The organism is Marinobacter sp. V34 (genome assembly GCF_055524115.1).
Genome location: NZ_JBUPZY010000008.1, coordinates 25,481 through 40,086, shown reverse-complemented (window position 1 = coordinate 40,086; position 14,606 = coordinate 25,481). Strand labels below are relative to the sequence as shown.

The 14,606-nt window shown below is 58.1% G+C and carries 13 protein-coding genes; 4 read left to right on the top strand and 9 right to left on the bottom strand.

Going from position 1 to position 14,606, the window contains the following annotated elements; all coding sequences use genetic code 11:
• Positions 1–76 precede the first annotated feature (76 nt).
• Positions 77–871: an enoyl-CoA hydratase/isomerase family protein gene (locus tag AC0B60_RS13820; protein WP_465086405.1), complete on the top strand. Its 795-nt coding sequence runs from the start codon at positions 77–79 to the stop codon at positions 869–871.
• A 3-nt stretch (positions 872–874) separates the two neighbouring features.
• On the opposite strand, the gene AC0B60_RS13815 is transcribed toward AC0B60_RS13820, so the two are convergent.
• Positions 875–1,561, bottom strand: a complete 687-nt coding sequence (locus AC0B60_RS13815) for an NAD-dependent epimerase/dehydratase family protein (protein ID WP_465086404.1) — start codon at positions 1,559–1,561, stop codon at positions 875–877.
• Complete coding sequence (locus AC0B60_RS13810; RefSeq protein ID WP_465086403.1) at positions 1,558–2,400, bottom strand: Nmad3 family putative nucleotide modification protein; 843 nt, start codon at positions 2,398–2,400, stop codon at positions 1,558–1,560. Before AC0B60_RS13810 ends, AC0B60_RS13815 begins: the two co-directional genes overlap by 4 nt.
• A 113-nt stretch (positions 2,401–2,513) precedes the next feature.
• Here AC0B60_RS13810 and AC0B60_RS13805 point away from each other — a divergent pair, with 113 nt between their 5' ends.
• A complete protein-coding gene (locus AC0B60_RS13805) occupies positions 2,514–3,587 on the top strand; it encodes a mechanosensitive ion channel family protein (RefSeq protein ID WP_465086402.1) in 1,074 nt (357 codons plus the stop codon).
• Positions 3,588–3,591: 4 nt separating this feature from the next.
• Here AC0B60_RS13805 and AC0B60_RS13800 read toward each other — a convergent pair whose 3' ends face one another.
• On the bottom strand, positions 3,592–4,479 hold the full coding sequence (locus AC0B60_RS13800; RefSeq protein WP_465086401.1) for a chemotaxis protein: 888 nt from the start codon (positions 4,477–4,479) through the stop codon (positions 3,592–3,594).
• A gap of 176 nt (positions 4,480–4,655) precedes the next feature.
• Between AC0B60_RS13800 and AC0B60_RS13795 the strand changes: the two genes are divergently transcribed.
• Both AC0B60_RS13795 and AC0B60_RS13790 read left to right on the top strand, forming a co-directional pair.
• The gene (locus tag AC0B60_RS13795; protein ID WP_465086400.1) at positions 4,656–5,075 is read left to right on the top strand and encodes a DUF4864 domain-containing protein; all 420 of its coding nucleotides are present in this window, start codon (positions 4,656–4,658) and stop codon (positions 5,073–5,075) included.
• Positions 5,076–5,166: 91 nt separating this feature from the next.
• A complete protein-coding gene (locus AC0B60_RS13790; RefSeq protein WP_465086399.1) occupies positions 5,167–6,171 on the top strand; it encodes an AraC family transcriptional regulator in 1,005 nt (334 codons plus the stop codon).
• Between the two features lie 14 nt (positions 6,172–6,185).
• Here AC0B60_RS13790 and AC0B60_RS13785 read toward each other — a convergent pair whose 3' ends face one another.
• The 6 genes from AC0B60_RS13785 to AC0B60_RS13760 form a co-directional block, all read right to left on the bottom strand.
• On the bottom strand, positions 6,186–7,367 hold the full coding sequence (locus AC0B60_RS13785; protein WP_465086398.1) for a thiolase family protein: 1,182 nt from the start codon (positions 7,365–7,367) through the stop codon (positions 6,186–6,188).
• A gap of 16 nt (positions 7,368–7,383) precedes the next feature.
• Complete coding sequence (locus AC0B60_RS13780) at positions 7,384–8,535, bottom strand: acyl-CoA dehydrogenase family protein (RefSeq protein ID WP_465086397.1); 1,152 nt, start codon at positions 8,533–8,535, stop codon at positions 7,384–7,386.
• 162 nt (positions 8,536–8,697) lie between these two features.
• A complete protein-coding gene (locus AC0B60_RS13775; protein ID WP_465086396.1) occupies positions 8,698–10,326 on the bottom strand; it encodes an acyl-CoA synthetase in 1,629 nt (542 codons plus the stop codon).
• A gap of 54 nt (positions 10,327–10,380) precedes the next feature.
• Positions 10,381–11,766: a phosphohexomutase domain-containing protein gene (locus AC0B60_RS13770; protein ID WP_465086395.1), complete on the bottom strand. Its 1,386-nt coding sequence runs from the start codon at positions 11,764–11,766 to the stop codon at positions 10,381–10,383.
• An 84-nt stretch (positions 11,767–11,850) separates the two neighbouring features.
• On the bottom strand, positions 11,851–13,314 hold the full coding sequence (locus AC0B60_RS13765) for a mannose-1-phosphate guanylyltransferase/mannose-6-phosphate isomerase (protein WP_465086394.1): 1,464 nt from the start codon (positions 13,312–13,314) through the stop codon (positions 11,851–11,853).
• 84 nt (positions 13,315–13,398) lie between these two features.
• A complete protein-coding gene (locus AC0B60_RS13760) occupies positions 13,399–14,580 on the bottom strand; it encodes an alginate lyase family protein (RefSeq protein ID WP_465086392.1) in 1,182 nt (393 codons plus the stop codon).
• Positions 14,581–14,606 lie beyond the last annotated feature (26 nt).

The following is a 14,606-nucleotide window of genomic DNA, read 5'->3' as shown; positions in this document are numbered from 1 at the left end:
GTTACCCAGTGGACAACTGTACAAATTACGCACGGAACTTATCATCAGATGCACTGTGGCAAGAGAAGCATTAAAAATGACAGATAAACTGGTGACCACCGGCTTCGACTCTGAAACCGGTATAGCAACTCTTAGCTTCAACCGGCCAGAGACCCTGAACGCCATTAGCGTGCCCATGGCAGAAGCCTTTCTCGCGGCGGTTCAGGCACTGAAAGACCGCTCAAACCTTCGATGCATTGTTCTGACCGGCTCCGGGCGCGCTTTTATGGCGGGTGGGGATATCGCCAGCATGACCGGCTCTCCCGAGCAGGCGGGCAAAGCCGTCAGCGCTATCCTGGATGCGGTCAACCCGGCCATCCTCCTGTTGCGCAGTATGGATGCCCCGGTGATCGCGGTGGTCAAGGGGGTTGCCGCTGGAGCCGGGCTGAGCCTGGCACTGATGGCGGACATTATCATTGCTCAGGAAGACACGAAGTTTTTGATGGCCTACAACGGTATCGGTGCGGTGCCTGACTGTGGTGGTAGCTGGTTTCTGACGCACAAGATCGGCGCCGGGCGGGCAGCCGAGTTAATGCTGCTAGGCAGGACCCTGAACGCGGCCGAGGCAAAGGCTTGGGGGATGATCGCCGAGTCTGTCCCACAAGCCGACTTTGAAAAACGGGTAGCTGAGATAACGAAGAACATCGCAAATGGCCCCACCCGAGCCTTCGGCGCCTTCCGACGGCTTACTGACGGAGCCTGTGGTGATCAGTTGGCTGCTCAGTTAAAAGCGGAAAAGGAAGCATTCCTGGAAATGACGCGGACCGGGGATTTTGCAGAAGGCGTCGCGGCGTTCCTGGCCAAGCGCCCCCCTGAATTCCACGGGTCCTGACGGTCAGGGTGTTGCGTCCTGCGTAGCCAACGTCACGATGTCCCGGTATTCGTGTACCCGGACATTCGATTGGGCAGGCGCTTGCTGAGCAAGAGCCAGCACTTCATTCACCATTGCCCTGGCCACGGTGGCCGCCTCAATACCGCGAAACTTTTCCAGTGGGCCGATCAGCGCCCGGTTGATGAGGGGCATGGCTTTTATGCCCAGTGCTTCGGCGGTGCGCTGCTCGTTGCGTTCGCCCAACAGCAGGCTGGGTTGGTAGATGGACAGGCAGGGATAGCCCAGCGACTTTATGCCGTCTTCCAGTTCACCCTTCACCCGATTGTAGAAAACGGTGGAAGACGATGACGAGGCAATGGCAGACATCAACACGAATACCTGTGCGCCGCTTGCCCGGCCAAGTTCGGCAGCTCTCATCGGGTAGCCATAGTCCACTTTGCGAAACTGCTCGCGAGAGCCGGCCTTCTTAATGGTGGTGCCAAGGCAACAGATGATGGCATCCACCGCAAACAAATCACCGTGCTCATCCAGGCGCTCGAAATCCACTTCCTGCTGACGCAGTTTTTCATGGCTCAGCGGCAGCGCTCGACGCACGGGCGCGACAACCGATGACACCTCTTCCAGCGCCAGCAGCCCTTCCAGTACCTTACCGCCCGTCAGGCCGGTGGCACCCAGTAACATGACCTTCATAGAATATCCTTCAACCAGGAAACAACATCTGGATAACGGCTCGTATCCAACACAAACTCCTGCCCCCGCGCGGCGCTTTTCAGGTAGCAGTAATCCCCATCTCTCGACCAGCGTTCAGGATTGCCGTGAAACGTCATCGCCGTATCCGCTGTGCCCGGAAAAAAGCATCCCGGCAGGCGCCACTGTGTGGTCGACCCTGCATCCGGTGCTGTCAGGCGAAATTGATTCTGCTGAGCATCAAACACCCCGGCGCCCGGCAAGCCTGTTGGCACACCTTCGAGCTGCAGTGTATCTGTCGCCACGTATAGCGTATTGCCACCGTCTGGCTGACCGTGAAAGTGGGGATGGTAACGTGCCCAGGTCAGCTCGCCATCCGCCAGGTCGTCAATACGGTACACGTCACCAACCTGAAGCCAGCCCCACAAGCCATGGAACGGCCGGGCGTGTTTTACAAATCGCCAGCCCCTGCCCTGTTTTTCCACCTCACGGAACAGGCCGAAGAACAGGAACAGGTCTCCCACGCCTACCTGCTGTTTCCGAAGATGGCCCTGGGCCGCACCAGTTTGCCCCAAACAAGGCCGCCAGCCAGCAGTCCGGGGATAGGCGTCAGCGATCAGATCCGGGTCAAGATGGGCCTTTCGAGCGTGCCCTCGTCGGTCGCCGGTCAGGTTGGCCACCAGCTTGCCAACGTTTAGCCCCTCGTGATGAATATCACCGTAGGTAATCCCGGACCGTGAATCCGGGATCGGCAGGGTATAGAAAGACCTGTCGGGGAAGACCGGGCTGGGACAGCCGCCTGCGGAGGAATCGAAGCCTTTTCGACTGAGGATCAGTTTCATAAACGCCGTTTGGAGCAATGGAACGGACCGCAACCATATCACGCCATTGCAAAGCAGTTTAAACTGACCACAACGACAGACTGGCCCACCCGCTGACTCAATGCCGACTGCCCATGACTGATTTTGAGACCCTGAACGCTCTGAAGGCTGGCCTTGAAGACTGGTGGTATCCGGGCGTTACCGTTCTAATCTCAATGGCTATCACCTTTCTTGTGTACAAGGGTGTACTGGCCATAGTTCAACGCTTAACCCGTAGCAAAACCATTCCCCGCCTGTTTCTGGATGCCTCATCAACCGCTTTGGGTGTTGCCGTTACCCTGGTGGTGCTCAATGCCATCCTGGAGGCAGCGTCCCAGGATCTGCCACTGATCAATCACTTCCGTCACGCCGCTACCCTGCTGTTGATTGTGGCGGTTACCTGGGCTCTTGTTCGCTGCACTTCCGCCATAGGGGATGTAATCGTATCCCTGAACCCTGTCTTCGAAGGCCAGTGGAAACGGGCCCGCAAGGTGGAAACGCAAACGCGCTTCCTGGTGAGGGTGCTGAACATTCTCATCGTTATCGTGGGCCTGGGCGCAGCGCTGGTGACTTTCGAACCGGTTCGTCACCTTGGCAGCAGCCTGCTGGCGTCTGCGGGCATCGGTGGCATCATACTGGGCTTCGCGGCCAAGCCGGTATTGGGCAATCTGCTGGCAGGCATGCAGATCGCACTGACTCAGCCGTTCCGCATCGATGATGTGCTGCATGTGCAGGGCGAATGGTGCTGGGTGGAGGAAGTCACCGCCACTTACGTGGTGCTGAGGGTCTGGGACCTGCGGCGGCTGGTGGTGCCGCTGCAATGGTTTATTGAAAACCCGTTCCAGAACTGGTCGAGAAACGACACCGAAATGATGGGAACGGTGTTCATCACCGTCGACTATTCCATGCCCATCGAACCACTACGAACCGAGTTTGAGAGGCTGCTGGAACAGGCGACTGACTGGGATGGAAAGACCAGGATCGTTCAGGTAACCGAAGCCGGCGAGGCCAATATCGAGGTGCGCTTCCTGCTCAGCGCCAAGGACTCAAGCTCACTCTGGAATCTCCGCTGTGCCATCCGTGAAGGTCTGATCACCTTTATACAGGAGCGGTTTCCGGCGCATCTTCCACGGGTTCGAGCCAGGCTGATGGAAACGCCCGACCAGTAAATCCTCACACCTGCTCTGCCCCGCGCAGCATGGCATGGAGCAACTCTTCCGCATCGAATTTGGTCAATGCCTCGTCTGCCCCCACCTGTTTGGCGTAGCTCACGCTCATTTCACTGTTCAGGGAGGTATGCAAAATGATGTACGGCTGCTTCAGGGAGTTGCCGCTGTCCCTCACATTGAAGGTGAGCTCGTAGCCGTCCAGGCCGGGCATTTCAATGTCGCTCACCAGGATATCGATCGGCCTGCCCTCGCGATTGGCGTTGAGCATCAGGTCCAGCGCGTCCTGGCCATTGGTCGTTACGTAATAACTCACGTCCTTGCTATCCAGGGCATCCGACAGTTGCTTCCGTGCCACCTGTGAATCGTCCACCAGCAGGATATTCAAGCCTTTCAGGATTTCCCTCTGGACATCCGTCAGTACCACTTCACGGGGATTAACGGACTCCGGATACACTCTGGCCAGCAGCAACTCCACATCCAGCAACTGGACAATCTGGTCCTCAAAATTTACCAGCCCTGTAATGAAGGCTTTGTCGCCCAGGCTACGAGGTGGCGGCAGGACCTCTTTCCATTCGGTTTCGATAATTTTTCGAACGCTTCGTACCAGGAAGCCGATTTCCTGGCGCTGGATATCCGTCACAATGATGGAAGCCGTCTTGCGCTCATCCTCGGTGAGCGGCGGATAGCCGACCGCCGCCGCCATGTCGATCACCGGCACAGCGGAGCCACGGAAACTCATGGTGCCGATCACCGCCGAATGGCTGTGCGGTAGTCTGGTCAGCGGAACAAAAGGCATGATTTCCCGGATTTTCAGGGTGCCCAAGCCGAACAGCCTCTGATTGGTCAGATAAAACAACAGTAGTTTCTGGGGGTGTTTGGTACCCTCGGCCATAGCCTTACAACCTGTCAGGAGCTTTGAAAAAAAGTATAACAACCGAACGATAACATGCCGCCCAAATCGACATTGTAAGAATTTGCAGCCATTCGCAGGTCGCTCAAGGCTGCCATTGAATCCAGCGCTTCCTCTTCTGCGTATCATCTATACTGTTGTCATCGGGAGGCCATTCGATGAAACGCACCACTGCACTAATATCGGTATTCCTGTTCTTCGCCGTCATGGCCGTGGGTGGTCATGCCGACAACGATGATATCGATAACGCCATTCAGAACACGATCCTGTCGCAGATTGAAGCCTTCGCCAACGACGACAGGCTAGCCGCCTGGGACTATGCCTCGGATGGCATCAAGCAACAATCAGGCTCGCTAGATACGTTCTACGATATGGTGAAGCTGGCCTATGCGCCAGTATATCGGGCATCGGCCATTGAGTTCCTGGAACGCATCCCCCACCCCGGTTTCCAGATTCAGGTGGTGCGGCTACTAGGGCCCGAGGGAAAACGCTGGATCGCCCACTACCGCATGGTCAAGAATGGCGATGACTGGAAAATCGGCGGCGTCGGGCTCAAAGAGGGACCAAGCTCAATATAGCAGGCGACTGTTCCGGGAGCCTATGTCTTTCAGCTTTGTCCGTCCGTAAGATACATTCCATGATCCTGATTGCCGGCAGAGCCTGAATTCGATGAAGAACCTCACCTTTTCCTCCCACTATGCAAGGGCCGTTCTTTATGGTCTGGAGAAGGCCGGTGGCTATTCCGACGACCTGCTCCACAGCAATGGCATCGACCCGGAATTCATCCACTCGCCACGGGCACGGGTGCCCACGGAACAGTTTATCCGCCTGTTTCGGCTGGTGTGGGGCAAGCTGAACGATGAGTTCATGGGGCGCACCACACAGCCCTGCCGTGTCGGACATTTCCACCTGATGGGATCGCTGGTGGTACACAGCCGCAACCTGGAAGAGGTGATCCGCCAGAGCATTCGCTGTTATCGGCTGTTCTCGGATGACATCGTGATTGAACTGGACACCCGTGGCGACGACGTGGAACTGAGCATCACCCATCGCCACCCGGAACTGGACCCGGACAATTTCCTGGTGGAATGGCTGCTGATGGTGTGGCACCGGCTGGTCGGGTGGCTCATCGGGCGCAAGATTGTGCTCAGCCACGCCACGTTCCAGCACGATTTGCCGGGGCATTTCGACGAATATCGGTTTGTCTTTCCCTGCCAGTGCTTCTTTAATCGCGACCGCAACAGCCTGTTTTTCAGCCACAACTATCTGGACATGCCAGTGACGCGGACGCCGGATGAACTGGACGGTTTTATTGAGAAATCGCCGCGCAACCTACTGATCTGGACTGATGAGGACGACAGTTTGACGACCCAGGTTCGGCGGATTCTGGAAAACGTGGACGATGAACGCCTGCCCACTCTGGAGCAGATTGCCGAGCAACTGCATATGACCGCCTATACCCTGTCGCGCAAACTGAAGGCGGAAGGCAGTTCCTACCAGAAGATCAAGGACAACCTGCGGCGGGACCAGGCAGTGATCATGCTTACGCGGCAGAACCTGACGGTGTCGGAGATTTCGTCACAGCTGGGTTTTACTGAGCCCGGCGCTTTTTCCCGTGCCTTCAAGCACTGGACCGGGCTCAGCCCACTGGCCTACCGCAAGCAGGACCAGTAGCTCCAGCTTCCTGTTTACAGCAATTCGATTGCTACGGCTGTGCCTTCACCGCCGCCAATACACAGGGACGCTACGCCACGCTTCAAACCACGCTGTTTCAGGGCGTTGATCAGAGTGACCATGATCCGCGAACCGGAGGAGCCGATGGGATGTCCCAGGGCACAGGCGCCGCCGTGGACATTCACCTTATCGGCATCGAGCCCAAGTTCGTTGATGGCGGCCAGGGTAACCACGGCAAAGGCTTCGTTGATTTCGAACAGGTCAACGTCGTCACGGTTCCAGCCGGCTTTTTTCAGTACCTTTTCGATGGCACCGATGGGCGCAAGTGTGAACTCGGCCGGCAGGCGGGCATGAGTAGCGTGAGCGACGATGCGGGCCTGGGGCGTTAGGCCGCGTTTTTCGGCTTCTTCGCGGGTGGCCAATACCATGGCGGAGGCGCCATCGCTGATGGAGCTGGCGTTGGCGGCGGTAACAGAGCCGTCTTTGGCGAAAGCCGGTTTGAGGTGGGGAATTTTCTCGGGTTTGGCTTTGCCCGGCTGTTCGTCAGTGTCCACCACGGTGTCACCGCCACGGCCGGAGACGGTAACGGGGGTGATTTCGTCAGCGAATCCGCCATTCTTGATGGCCGACAGCGAGCGCTCAAGGGAAGCGATGGCGAAGTTATCCATGGCTTCACGGCTGATGTCGTATTTGTCCGCTGTGCGCTGGGCGAAGACACCCATGAGGCTGCCCTCGTAGGCGTCTTCAAGGCCGTCCAGGAACATGGAGTCCATGACCTGCCCGTGGCCCATGCGCATGCCGGCGCGGGCTTTAGGCAGCAGGTAGGGTGCCTGGCTCATGTTTTCCATGCCGCCGGCGATCATGATGCTGTTGGTGCCGGCTTTGATCTGGTCGTGGGCCATGATGACGGCCTGCATGCCGGAGCCGCACATTTTGTTGACGGTGGTGCAGCCGCTGGAGTCGGGGATGCCGGAGGCGCGGGAGGCTTGGCGTGCGGGTGCCTGGCCGAGGCCACCGGGCAGTACGCAGCCCATGATGACTTCCTGGATGTCGGCGGGTTGCAGGCCGCTTCTTTCGATGGCGGCCTTGATGGAGATGGCGCCGAGATCCGGGGAGCGTACGGAGCTGAGATCACCCATCATGCCGCCCATGGGGGTTCTTGCTGAACCTGCGATGACTACATCATTGCTATTCATGTTTTCCATCCTCTGATTAAGCCTTACCTAAAACCGACCGTGCGATAATTTCTTTCATCACTTCCGATGTACCGCCGTAAATTCTCTGCACCCTGGCATCGATAAACGCTCTCGAAATCGGGTACTCGCTGGTGTAGCCGTAGCCGCCGAACAACTGCAGGCAACCGTCTGCTACCCGGCACTGCATTTCCGTGGCGCTGTACTTGGCCATGGAAGCGGTCGGCGCGTCGAGTTCGCCTTTTTCATACAACGCAATGCATTCGTCGACGAAGGCGCGGTTGACGCGGCAGTCGGTTTCCATGCGGGCGATTTCGAAGCGGGTGTTTTGCAGTTGGGCCAGTTTCTGGCCGAACAGTTCCCGTTCCTGGGCGTAGTTAATGGTCAGGTCCAGGGCGCCGCGTGCAGCGGCAACGCCCAATGCGCCGATGACCAGGCGTTCGCGGGGGAGTTCGCGCATCAGGTACATGAAGCCCTGGCCCTCTTCCCCCAGCAATGCCGAGGCGGGGAGGCGCATGTCGGAGAAGAACAGTTCCGAAGTGTCGCCGGAGTGCTGGCCGATTTTGTCGAGGTTGCGGCCTTTGCTGTAACCGGGCAACGAAGTATCGACCAGGAACAGGCTGATGCCACGGGCGCCGGCCTTGGGGTCGGTTTTGGCGGCGACGATGACCATATCCGCGTGCTGGCCGTTGGTGATGAAGGTTTTGGAGCCGTTGAGGATGTACTCATCACCGTCTTTCACCGCGCTGGCGCGGATGGCCTGGAGGTCGCTGCCGGCGCCGGGTTCGGTCATGGCAATCGCGCCGACGGCTTCGCCGGAGACCATTTTGGGCAGCCAGTACTGGCGCTGCTCGTCGTTGCCGATATGGCTGAGGTACGGCGCGACGATGTCGGAGTGCACCATCACGTTGGTGGACAGGGCGCCAAAGCCCATGCGGGCCATTTCTTCGCCCACGACGACGGAGTACAGGAAAGGCGCGCCGCAGCCGCCCATGTCTTCGGGTACGTCGACGCACAACATGCCGGCGTTGCCCAGAGTGTTCCAGAGTTCCCGGGGCACGATGCCGGAGTGTTCCCACTCTTCGTAATGGGGCGTTACTTCGGTTTCCAGGGCCTTGATGACGGACTCCCGGAACATGTCGAGTTCTTCTTGATCAACAGCGCTGGTCATGGGTATCTCCCGTCGGTGAATCGTGTGGCCTTGTTTGGGTAATCATCAGTCTGTCGCAGTCGCGGTCTGAGCGCCATGACATAACCGGGCAGGAAATTTGATAAAAAATGACACCCAGGGACGGCATTGTCGGCTGCCCCGAGGTTTATATATCACTCGCGATCAGAGCTTTTTGGCGTCGTCCCGCAACACGAACTTCTGGATCTTGCCGGTGGAGGTTTTAGGCAGCTCGCTGAACACAATGGTCTTGGGCACTTTGAACTTCGCCAGTCGCTCCCGGCAGAAAGCGATGATGTCGTCTTCGCTGACCTCCCCTGCTTCAGGCTTGAGGGTCACGAAGGCGCAAGGGGTCTCGCCCCACTTCTCATCCGGCCTTGCCACCACGGCGGCTTCGAGGATGTCGGGATGACGGTAGAGTATGTCCTCTACCTCGATGGTAGAGATGTTCTCACCGCCGGAAATGATGATGTCTTTCAGGCGGTCCTTGATTTCCGCATAGCCATCGGCGTGCCAGACGGCCAGGTCCCCTGTGTGGAACCAGCCGCCGCGGAAAGCTTCCTCCGTGGCCTTGGGATTTTTCAGGTAGCCTTTCATCACCGTGTTGCCGCGCAGGAAAATCTCGCCAATAGTGCTGCCGTCTTTTGGCACCGCTTCCATGGTTTCCGGGTCACCCACCATCATGCCGGCCAGGGTATGGTAGCGAACGCCCTGCCGCGCCTTGATTCTGGCCCGGTCTTCCACCGGCAGGTCATCCCACTCGGACTTCCAGGCGCACACCGTAACCGGCCCATACACCTCGGTAAGCCCGTAAACGTGGGTCACGCGGAAGCCCATGTTTTCGATGGCCTCGATGACTTTTGCCGGGGGTGCCGCGCCCGCGGTCATTGCCTGTACCGTATGGCTGAAGCTGGATTTTGCGGTTTCCGAAGCGCCCAGCAAGGTATTCAGTACGATAGGCGCACCACACATGTGGCTGACTTTGTGTTCGCTGATCAGCTGCAGGATTTTCTCTGGCTCTACCTTGCGCAGGCACACGTGGGTGCCTGCAAAGGCGGTGATGGTCCAGGGGAAGCACCAGCCATTGCAGTGGAACATAGGCAGTGTCCACAGATACACCGGATGCATGCCCATGGACCACACCGCCTGGTTGCCCATGGCGTTTTCGTAGGCGCCGCGATGGTGATACACCACGCCTTTCGGGTTACCGGTAGTACCGGAGGTATAACACAGAGAAATCGCGTCCCATTCGTCCGCCGGCATTTGCCAGTCGAAGGCCGGGTCGCCGCTGGCGACGAAAGCGTCGTAATCCAGATCGCTCACCCGGGTTCCTGCACCGCTGAATTCGGGATCGTTGACATCAATCACTTGTGGCGGGTTGTCCAGCATACCCACGGCTTCATTGATAACATCGCCAAACTCCCGGTCGGCAATCAGCACTTTCGCCTCGCCGTGTTCCAGCATGAAGGCAATGGCCTTGGCGTCCAGGCGGGTGTTCAGGGCGTTGAGTACTGCCCCCAACATGGGGATACCGAAATGACATTCCAGCATCGGCGGAATGTTCGGCAGCATGGCCGCCACGGTGTCGCCCTTGCCGACACCTTTGTCAGCGAGAGCCGACGCAAGGCGGCGACAGCGCTCGTAGGTCTGCTGCCAGTTGCGGCGTGTGGCACCATGTATCACCGCTGGGTATTCCGGGTAAACGCTGGCGGTGCGGGCCAGGAAATCCAGCGGTGTCAGTGTGGCGTGATTGGCGTCGGTCGGCTGTAGCCCTTTGTCAAAAATGGAGTTCATACCGGTCTCCTGGTGTTGTTATTCAACACCTGACTATAGGGCACTACAGACGTTTCAGCGAGCCTCTAGAGCAGCCTCCCGGTCACCTACGCTGTTCAGCCGCTCCATTGCATCCAACAGCTCCGATGTCTTTTCCTTCATCAGGGCAATATCGCCCCGCGACTCCACATTCAGCCGCACCAGAGGTTCGGTATTCGACATACGGAGATTGAAACGCCAGCTCTCAAACTCAACGCTCAGGCCGTCAACGTGGCTGACCTCCCGTGCATCCGCGCCATAAATCTGCTCGATGTCGGCAATCAGTCGGGCGGGGTCTTCAATGGTGCGGTTGATCTCACCACTGGCGGGATAGGCCTCAATACGGGCGTTGATCAGCGACGACAGCGGTTGGCCTGTCTGGCACAGGCGTTCTGCGACCAGGAGCCAGGGGATCATTCCGCTATCACAGTAGGCGAAGTCCCGAAAATAATGGTGGGCACTCATTTCTCCCCCATACAACGCATCTTCCTCGCGCATACGCTGTTTGATAAACGCGTGTCCGGTCTTGCTCTCAATGGGGGTCCCCCCCGCCGCCAGAACCAGGTCACGGGTGTTCCAGGTCAGCCTCGGGTCATGAATAATCCTGCCTCCGTCTACCTTCTGCAGGAACTGGTCCGCCAGCAGCCCCACAATGTAGTAGCCTTCGATAAACCGGCCGTTTTCGTCGAAGAAGAAACAGCGGTCGTAATCACCGTCCCAGGCAATGCCCATATCCGCGCCTTCGCGCAATACTGCTTCGGCGGTTATCGCCCTGTTCTCCTCGAGAAGCGGGTTAGGAACACCATTTGGGAAGTGGCCATCCGGTTCATGTTGCAGCCGCACGAATTCAAATGGCAGCCAGCGCGCCAGCGAGTCGATAACCGGGCCCGCTCCACCGTTACCGGCATTGACCACCACTTTCAATGGCGTAATCGAACGGCCGTCGATGTAGCCCAACAAGTGATTGATGTAATCGGGCTCCACCTCCAGGCTCTCTGAGCGCCCGCGTACCGGGGCATCCTCAAATGGCAGGGACACTCTGTCACGGATGGCATTAAGACCATTGTCCGAGCTGATCGGGCGTGATTCAGGCCCTACCAGCTTCATACCGTTGTGATCCTTGGGATTATGGCTGGCCGTCACCATGATGCCGCCATCCATGTTGTAGTGGCTGGTGGCAAAATAGATCTGCTCAGTACCACAAAGGCCGATGTCATAAACATTTGCACCCGCCGCGTTCAACCCGGACGTCAACGCCGCCGCGATCTCGGGGCTGGATAACCGGATGTCGTACCCCACCGCAACCCGGGGGGCGTTGGTCACCTCTACATAAGCCCGTCCAATACGCTCTGCCAGTTCGGGATTCAACTGGTCGGGGACCCGACCGCGCAGGTCATAGGCCTTAAAACAGGACACGTCCATAGCTGTTTCTCCGTCTCACCTTCGATCAATGGCTCGGCCCGCGCTGCTGCCCCTTGCGGCTATGCAGAGCGGGCCGCGTTGGCCCTATACCTTTTCCGACATCACTGGAATCTGCTCTTCCTCCACTTCCGGGGTGGGCGCAGCGCGACCGTACCGGTCGTCCAGGCGTTCAATGTCATCCTCTCCCAGATAGGCGCCTGACTGGACTTCAATCAGTTCGAGAGGAATGCATCCGGGGTTAAACAACCGGTGTACCGCGCCAATGGGGATATAGGTCGATTCGTTTTCCGAGAGCAGGAACGTTTCCTCGTCTCGGGTCACTTCGGCAGTACCTTTAACGATGATCCAGTGCTCAGCCCGGTGATGGTGCTTCTGCAACGAGAGTTTCTCGCCAGGTTTGACGCTTATGCGTTTCACCTGAAAACGGTTACCCATATCGATGCTGTCGTAGCTGCCCCAGGGGCGATACACCTGCCGGTGCGTGCGGGTTTCCGAGCGCTGATCACCGTTCAGCCGCTTCACCAGTTTCTTGACGTCCTGCACTTTGTCCTTGTGAGCAACCATCAACGCATCCTTGGTGTCGACCACCACCAGGTCTTTCACACCCAACATGGCCACCAGCTTGTCCGAGGTGTGCACCAGGCAGTTATCGCTGTCTTCCAGGCAGGCGTCCCCCAGGATGGCATTGGCGTTCTCGTCCTTGTCGGTCACATCCCAGATCGTGGACCATGAGCCAACGTCGCTCCAGCCGGCGTCCATGGGCACCAACAAAGCTTTCGACGTTTTCTCCATCACCGCGTAGTCAATGGAATCGTCCGGGCAATGCTCGAATATCTCCGCGGGAATACGAGTGAAATCCATGTCGCGTTCAAGGCTTCGGGCGGCCAGAAGGCAGGTGTCGTAAATGTCCGGGCTGTGTTTTTTCAGTTCCGCCAGGTAACTGTCGGCACGGAACATAAACATGCCGCTGTTCCAGTAATAGCCACCGGCAGACAGCAACGCAGCGGCTTTTTCAGCATCCGGTTTCTCGATAAAGCGGGACACCGGCCTGGCAGCGCCGGGCGCTTCCCCGGAATGGCCGGCGGCAATATAGCCGTAGCCGGTTTCCGGCCGGGTTGGCGTAATACCAAACAGCACCAACCCTCCGGATCTGGCGGCCTCCTGGCCTTGGGCAACCGCACGCTGGAACGCCTCGACATCTTCAATGGCGTGGTCCGCGGGCAGCACCAGCATGATGGCCTTGGGATCTTTCCGCGCCACTTCGATAGCGGCCATCGCAACCGCAGGGGCTGTGTTGCGGCCAAACGGCTCCAGCAATATCGACAATGGTTTACGGCCTATCGCCTCCAACTGCTCTTTGACAATAAAGCGGTGTTCATCGTTCGCCACCACAACCGGCGACTCGGTATCGTCGACCGGTAGCCGACACAGAGTCTCCTGCAACATACTTTGTTCCCCCACCAGTGGGAGGAACTGTTTGGGATAGGCCTGGCGCGAGAGGGGCCAAAGCCGTGAACCGTTACCACCTGAGAGTATGACTGGAATCATCGTTCTTCTCCTTTGCTCTACAAAGACGTACCACAGGGACGTCCATTGGCGTATTGATCAAGACCCTTAAGCCAGGATCTGTTACTAACGTTCGCTAAGTTGAATGTTGCTGGGTGGATCCGGCTCTGCGCCATCCGGCCACAGCGGGTCTATGCCGTACAGATAGGAAATATCGCCACCCAGACGGGTAGATTTCATCGGCCGAAGCTCGTCCAGAAACGCCGACATTCCCTCAACAGAGCCCCAAGTGGCCTGCCAGGGTTCCATCCAGGCCAGCGACCAGGATTTGTACAACCCATCGACAACCTGTTCGTCTCCGGTAATGCGTTCAATTCGATCCGGGTCATCCAGCGCAGCGACCACATTGCCGGACAGCTTCCTGAAACTGTCCTGATAGCGGTCGTAAACTGAATTGCCGTTGACCTCTGCGAATACCGCAATCATGGTTAAAGGCTGCATGGCGTAATTCATATACTCGAGAGCCCGTGTCTCCCGGCTAAGCTCCTTGGGCAGGTAACCACCGTTGTTGATCTGCCCCATGGCTTCGTCGAATTTTGCCATCGACCAGTTCCAGTCGCCGCAGTCCTGAGTCGCCACCGCCGACGACATCACGGCCCAGGCCGCCCAGTAGTCGTGGTTGTTGACCTTCCTGGGCTCCCGGTCCGTGTAGTAATCGCGAACCCCATCGCTCAAACGCATAAACCAGTCTTCAATTCGACGGGCCCGCTCCAGGTCCATGGCCGCCTCCGGAGCTGACGTCCACATCCGGAGATAGGCGTTTGCAGCGGCGGCCAGCGCCCACTTGCGCACCGCCTGACCGACGTGATTGATGTCATCCGTTAACAGAGCGTCCGATGAGGCCCACGCGTCGAGGTTGTCCAGTACACAATCCAGAGCCTCGGGACCATCACCATCAACCTGGTAGTCATCAGCGGCTGCGACAACGGCCTTCTCGAAATCACGCACGTTGCTGGTGGCCTTTTTGTACTCTTGATAGGCCTCCTTGTTCAGCTTGTTCCGAGCGTTGTCACTGCCCTTGTACTTGCTGGTCAGCGACAGCGAGCCGACGTGCGGCTCCACCCGCTCGCAGTCGTAGTCGCCGCCATCCTCTTCTTGTGGCGTCTGGTAATAGCCAACCGGGGCACGCAGTTGTCCGTTCAGGCACTGCCCGGCGTGCACGCTGCTCACACCAAAAACTGCGGTTATCGCCGCAGACAGCAGCACCCGGCCCCATTGTCGATGTTCAGAGCGATGTTGGATTCGCATAACCATCCTCTCTATGCGTTGCATGA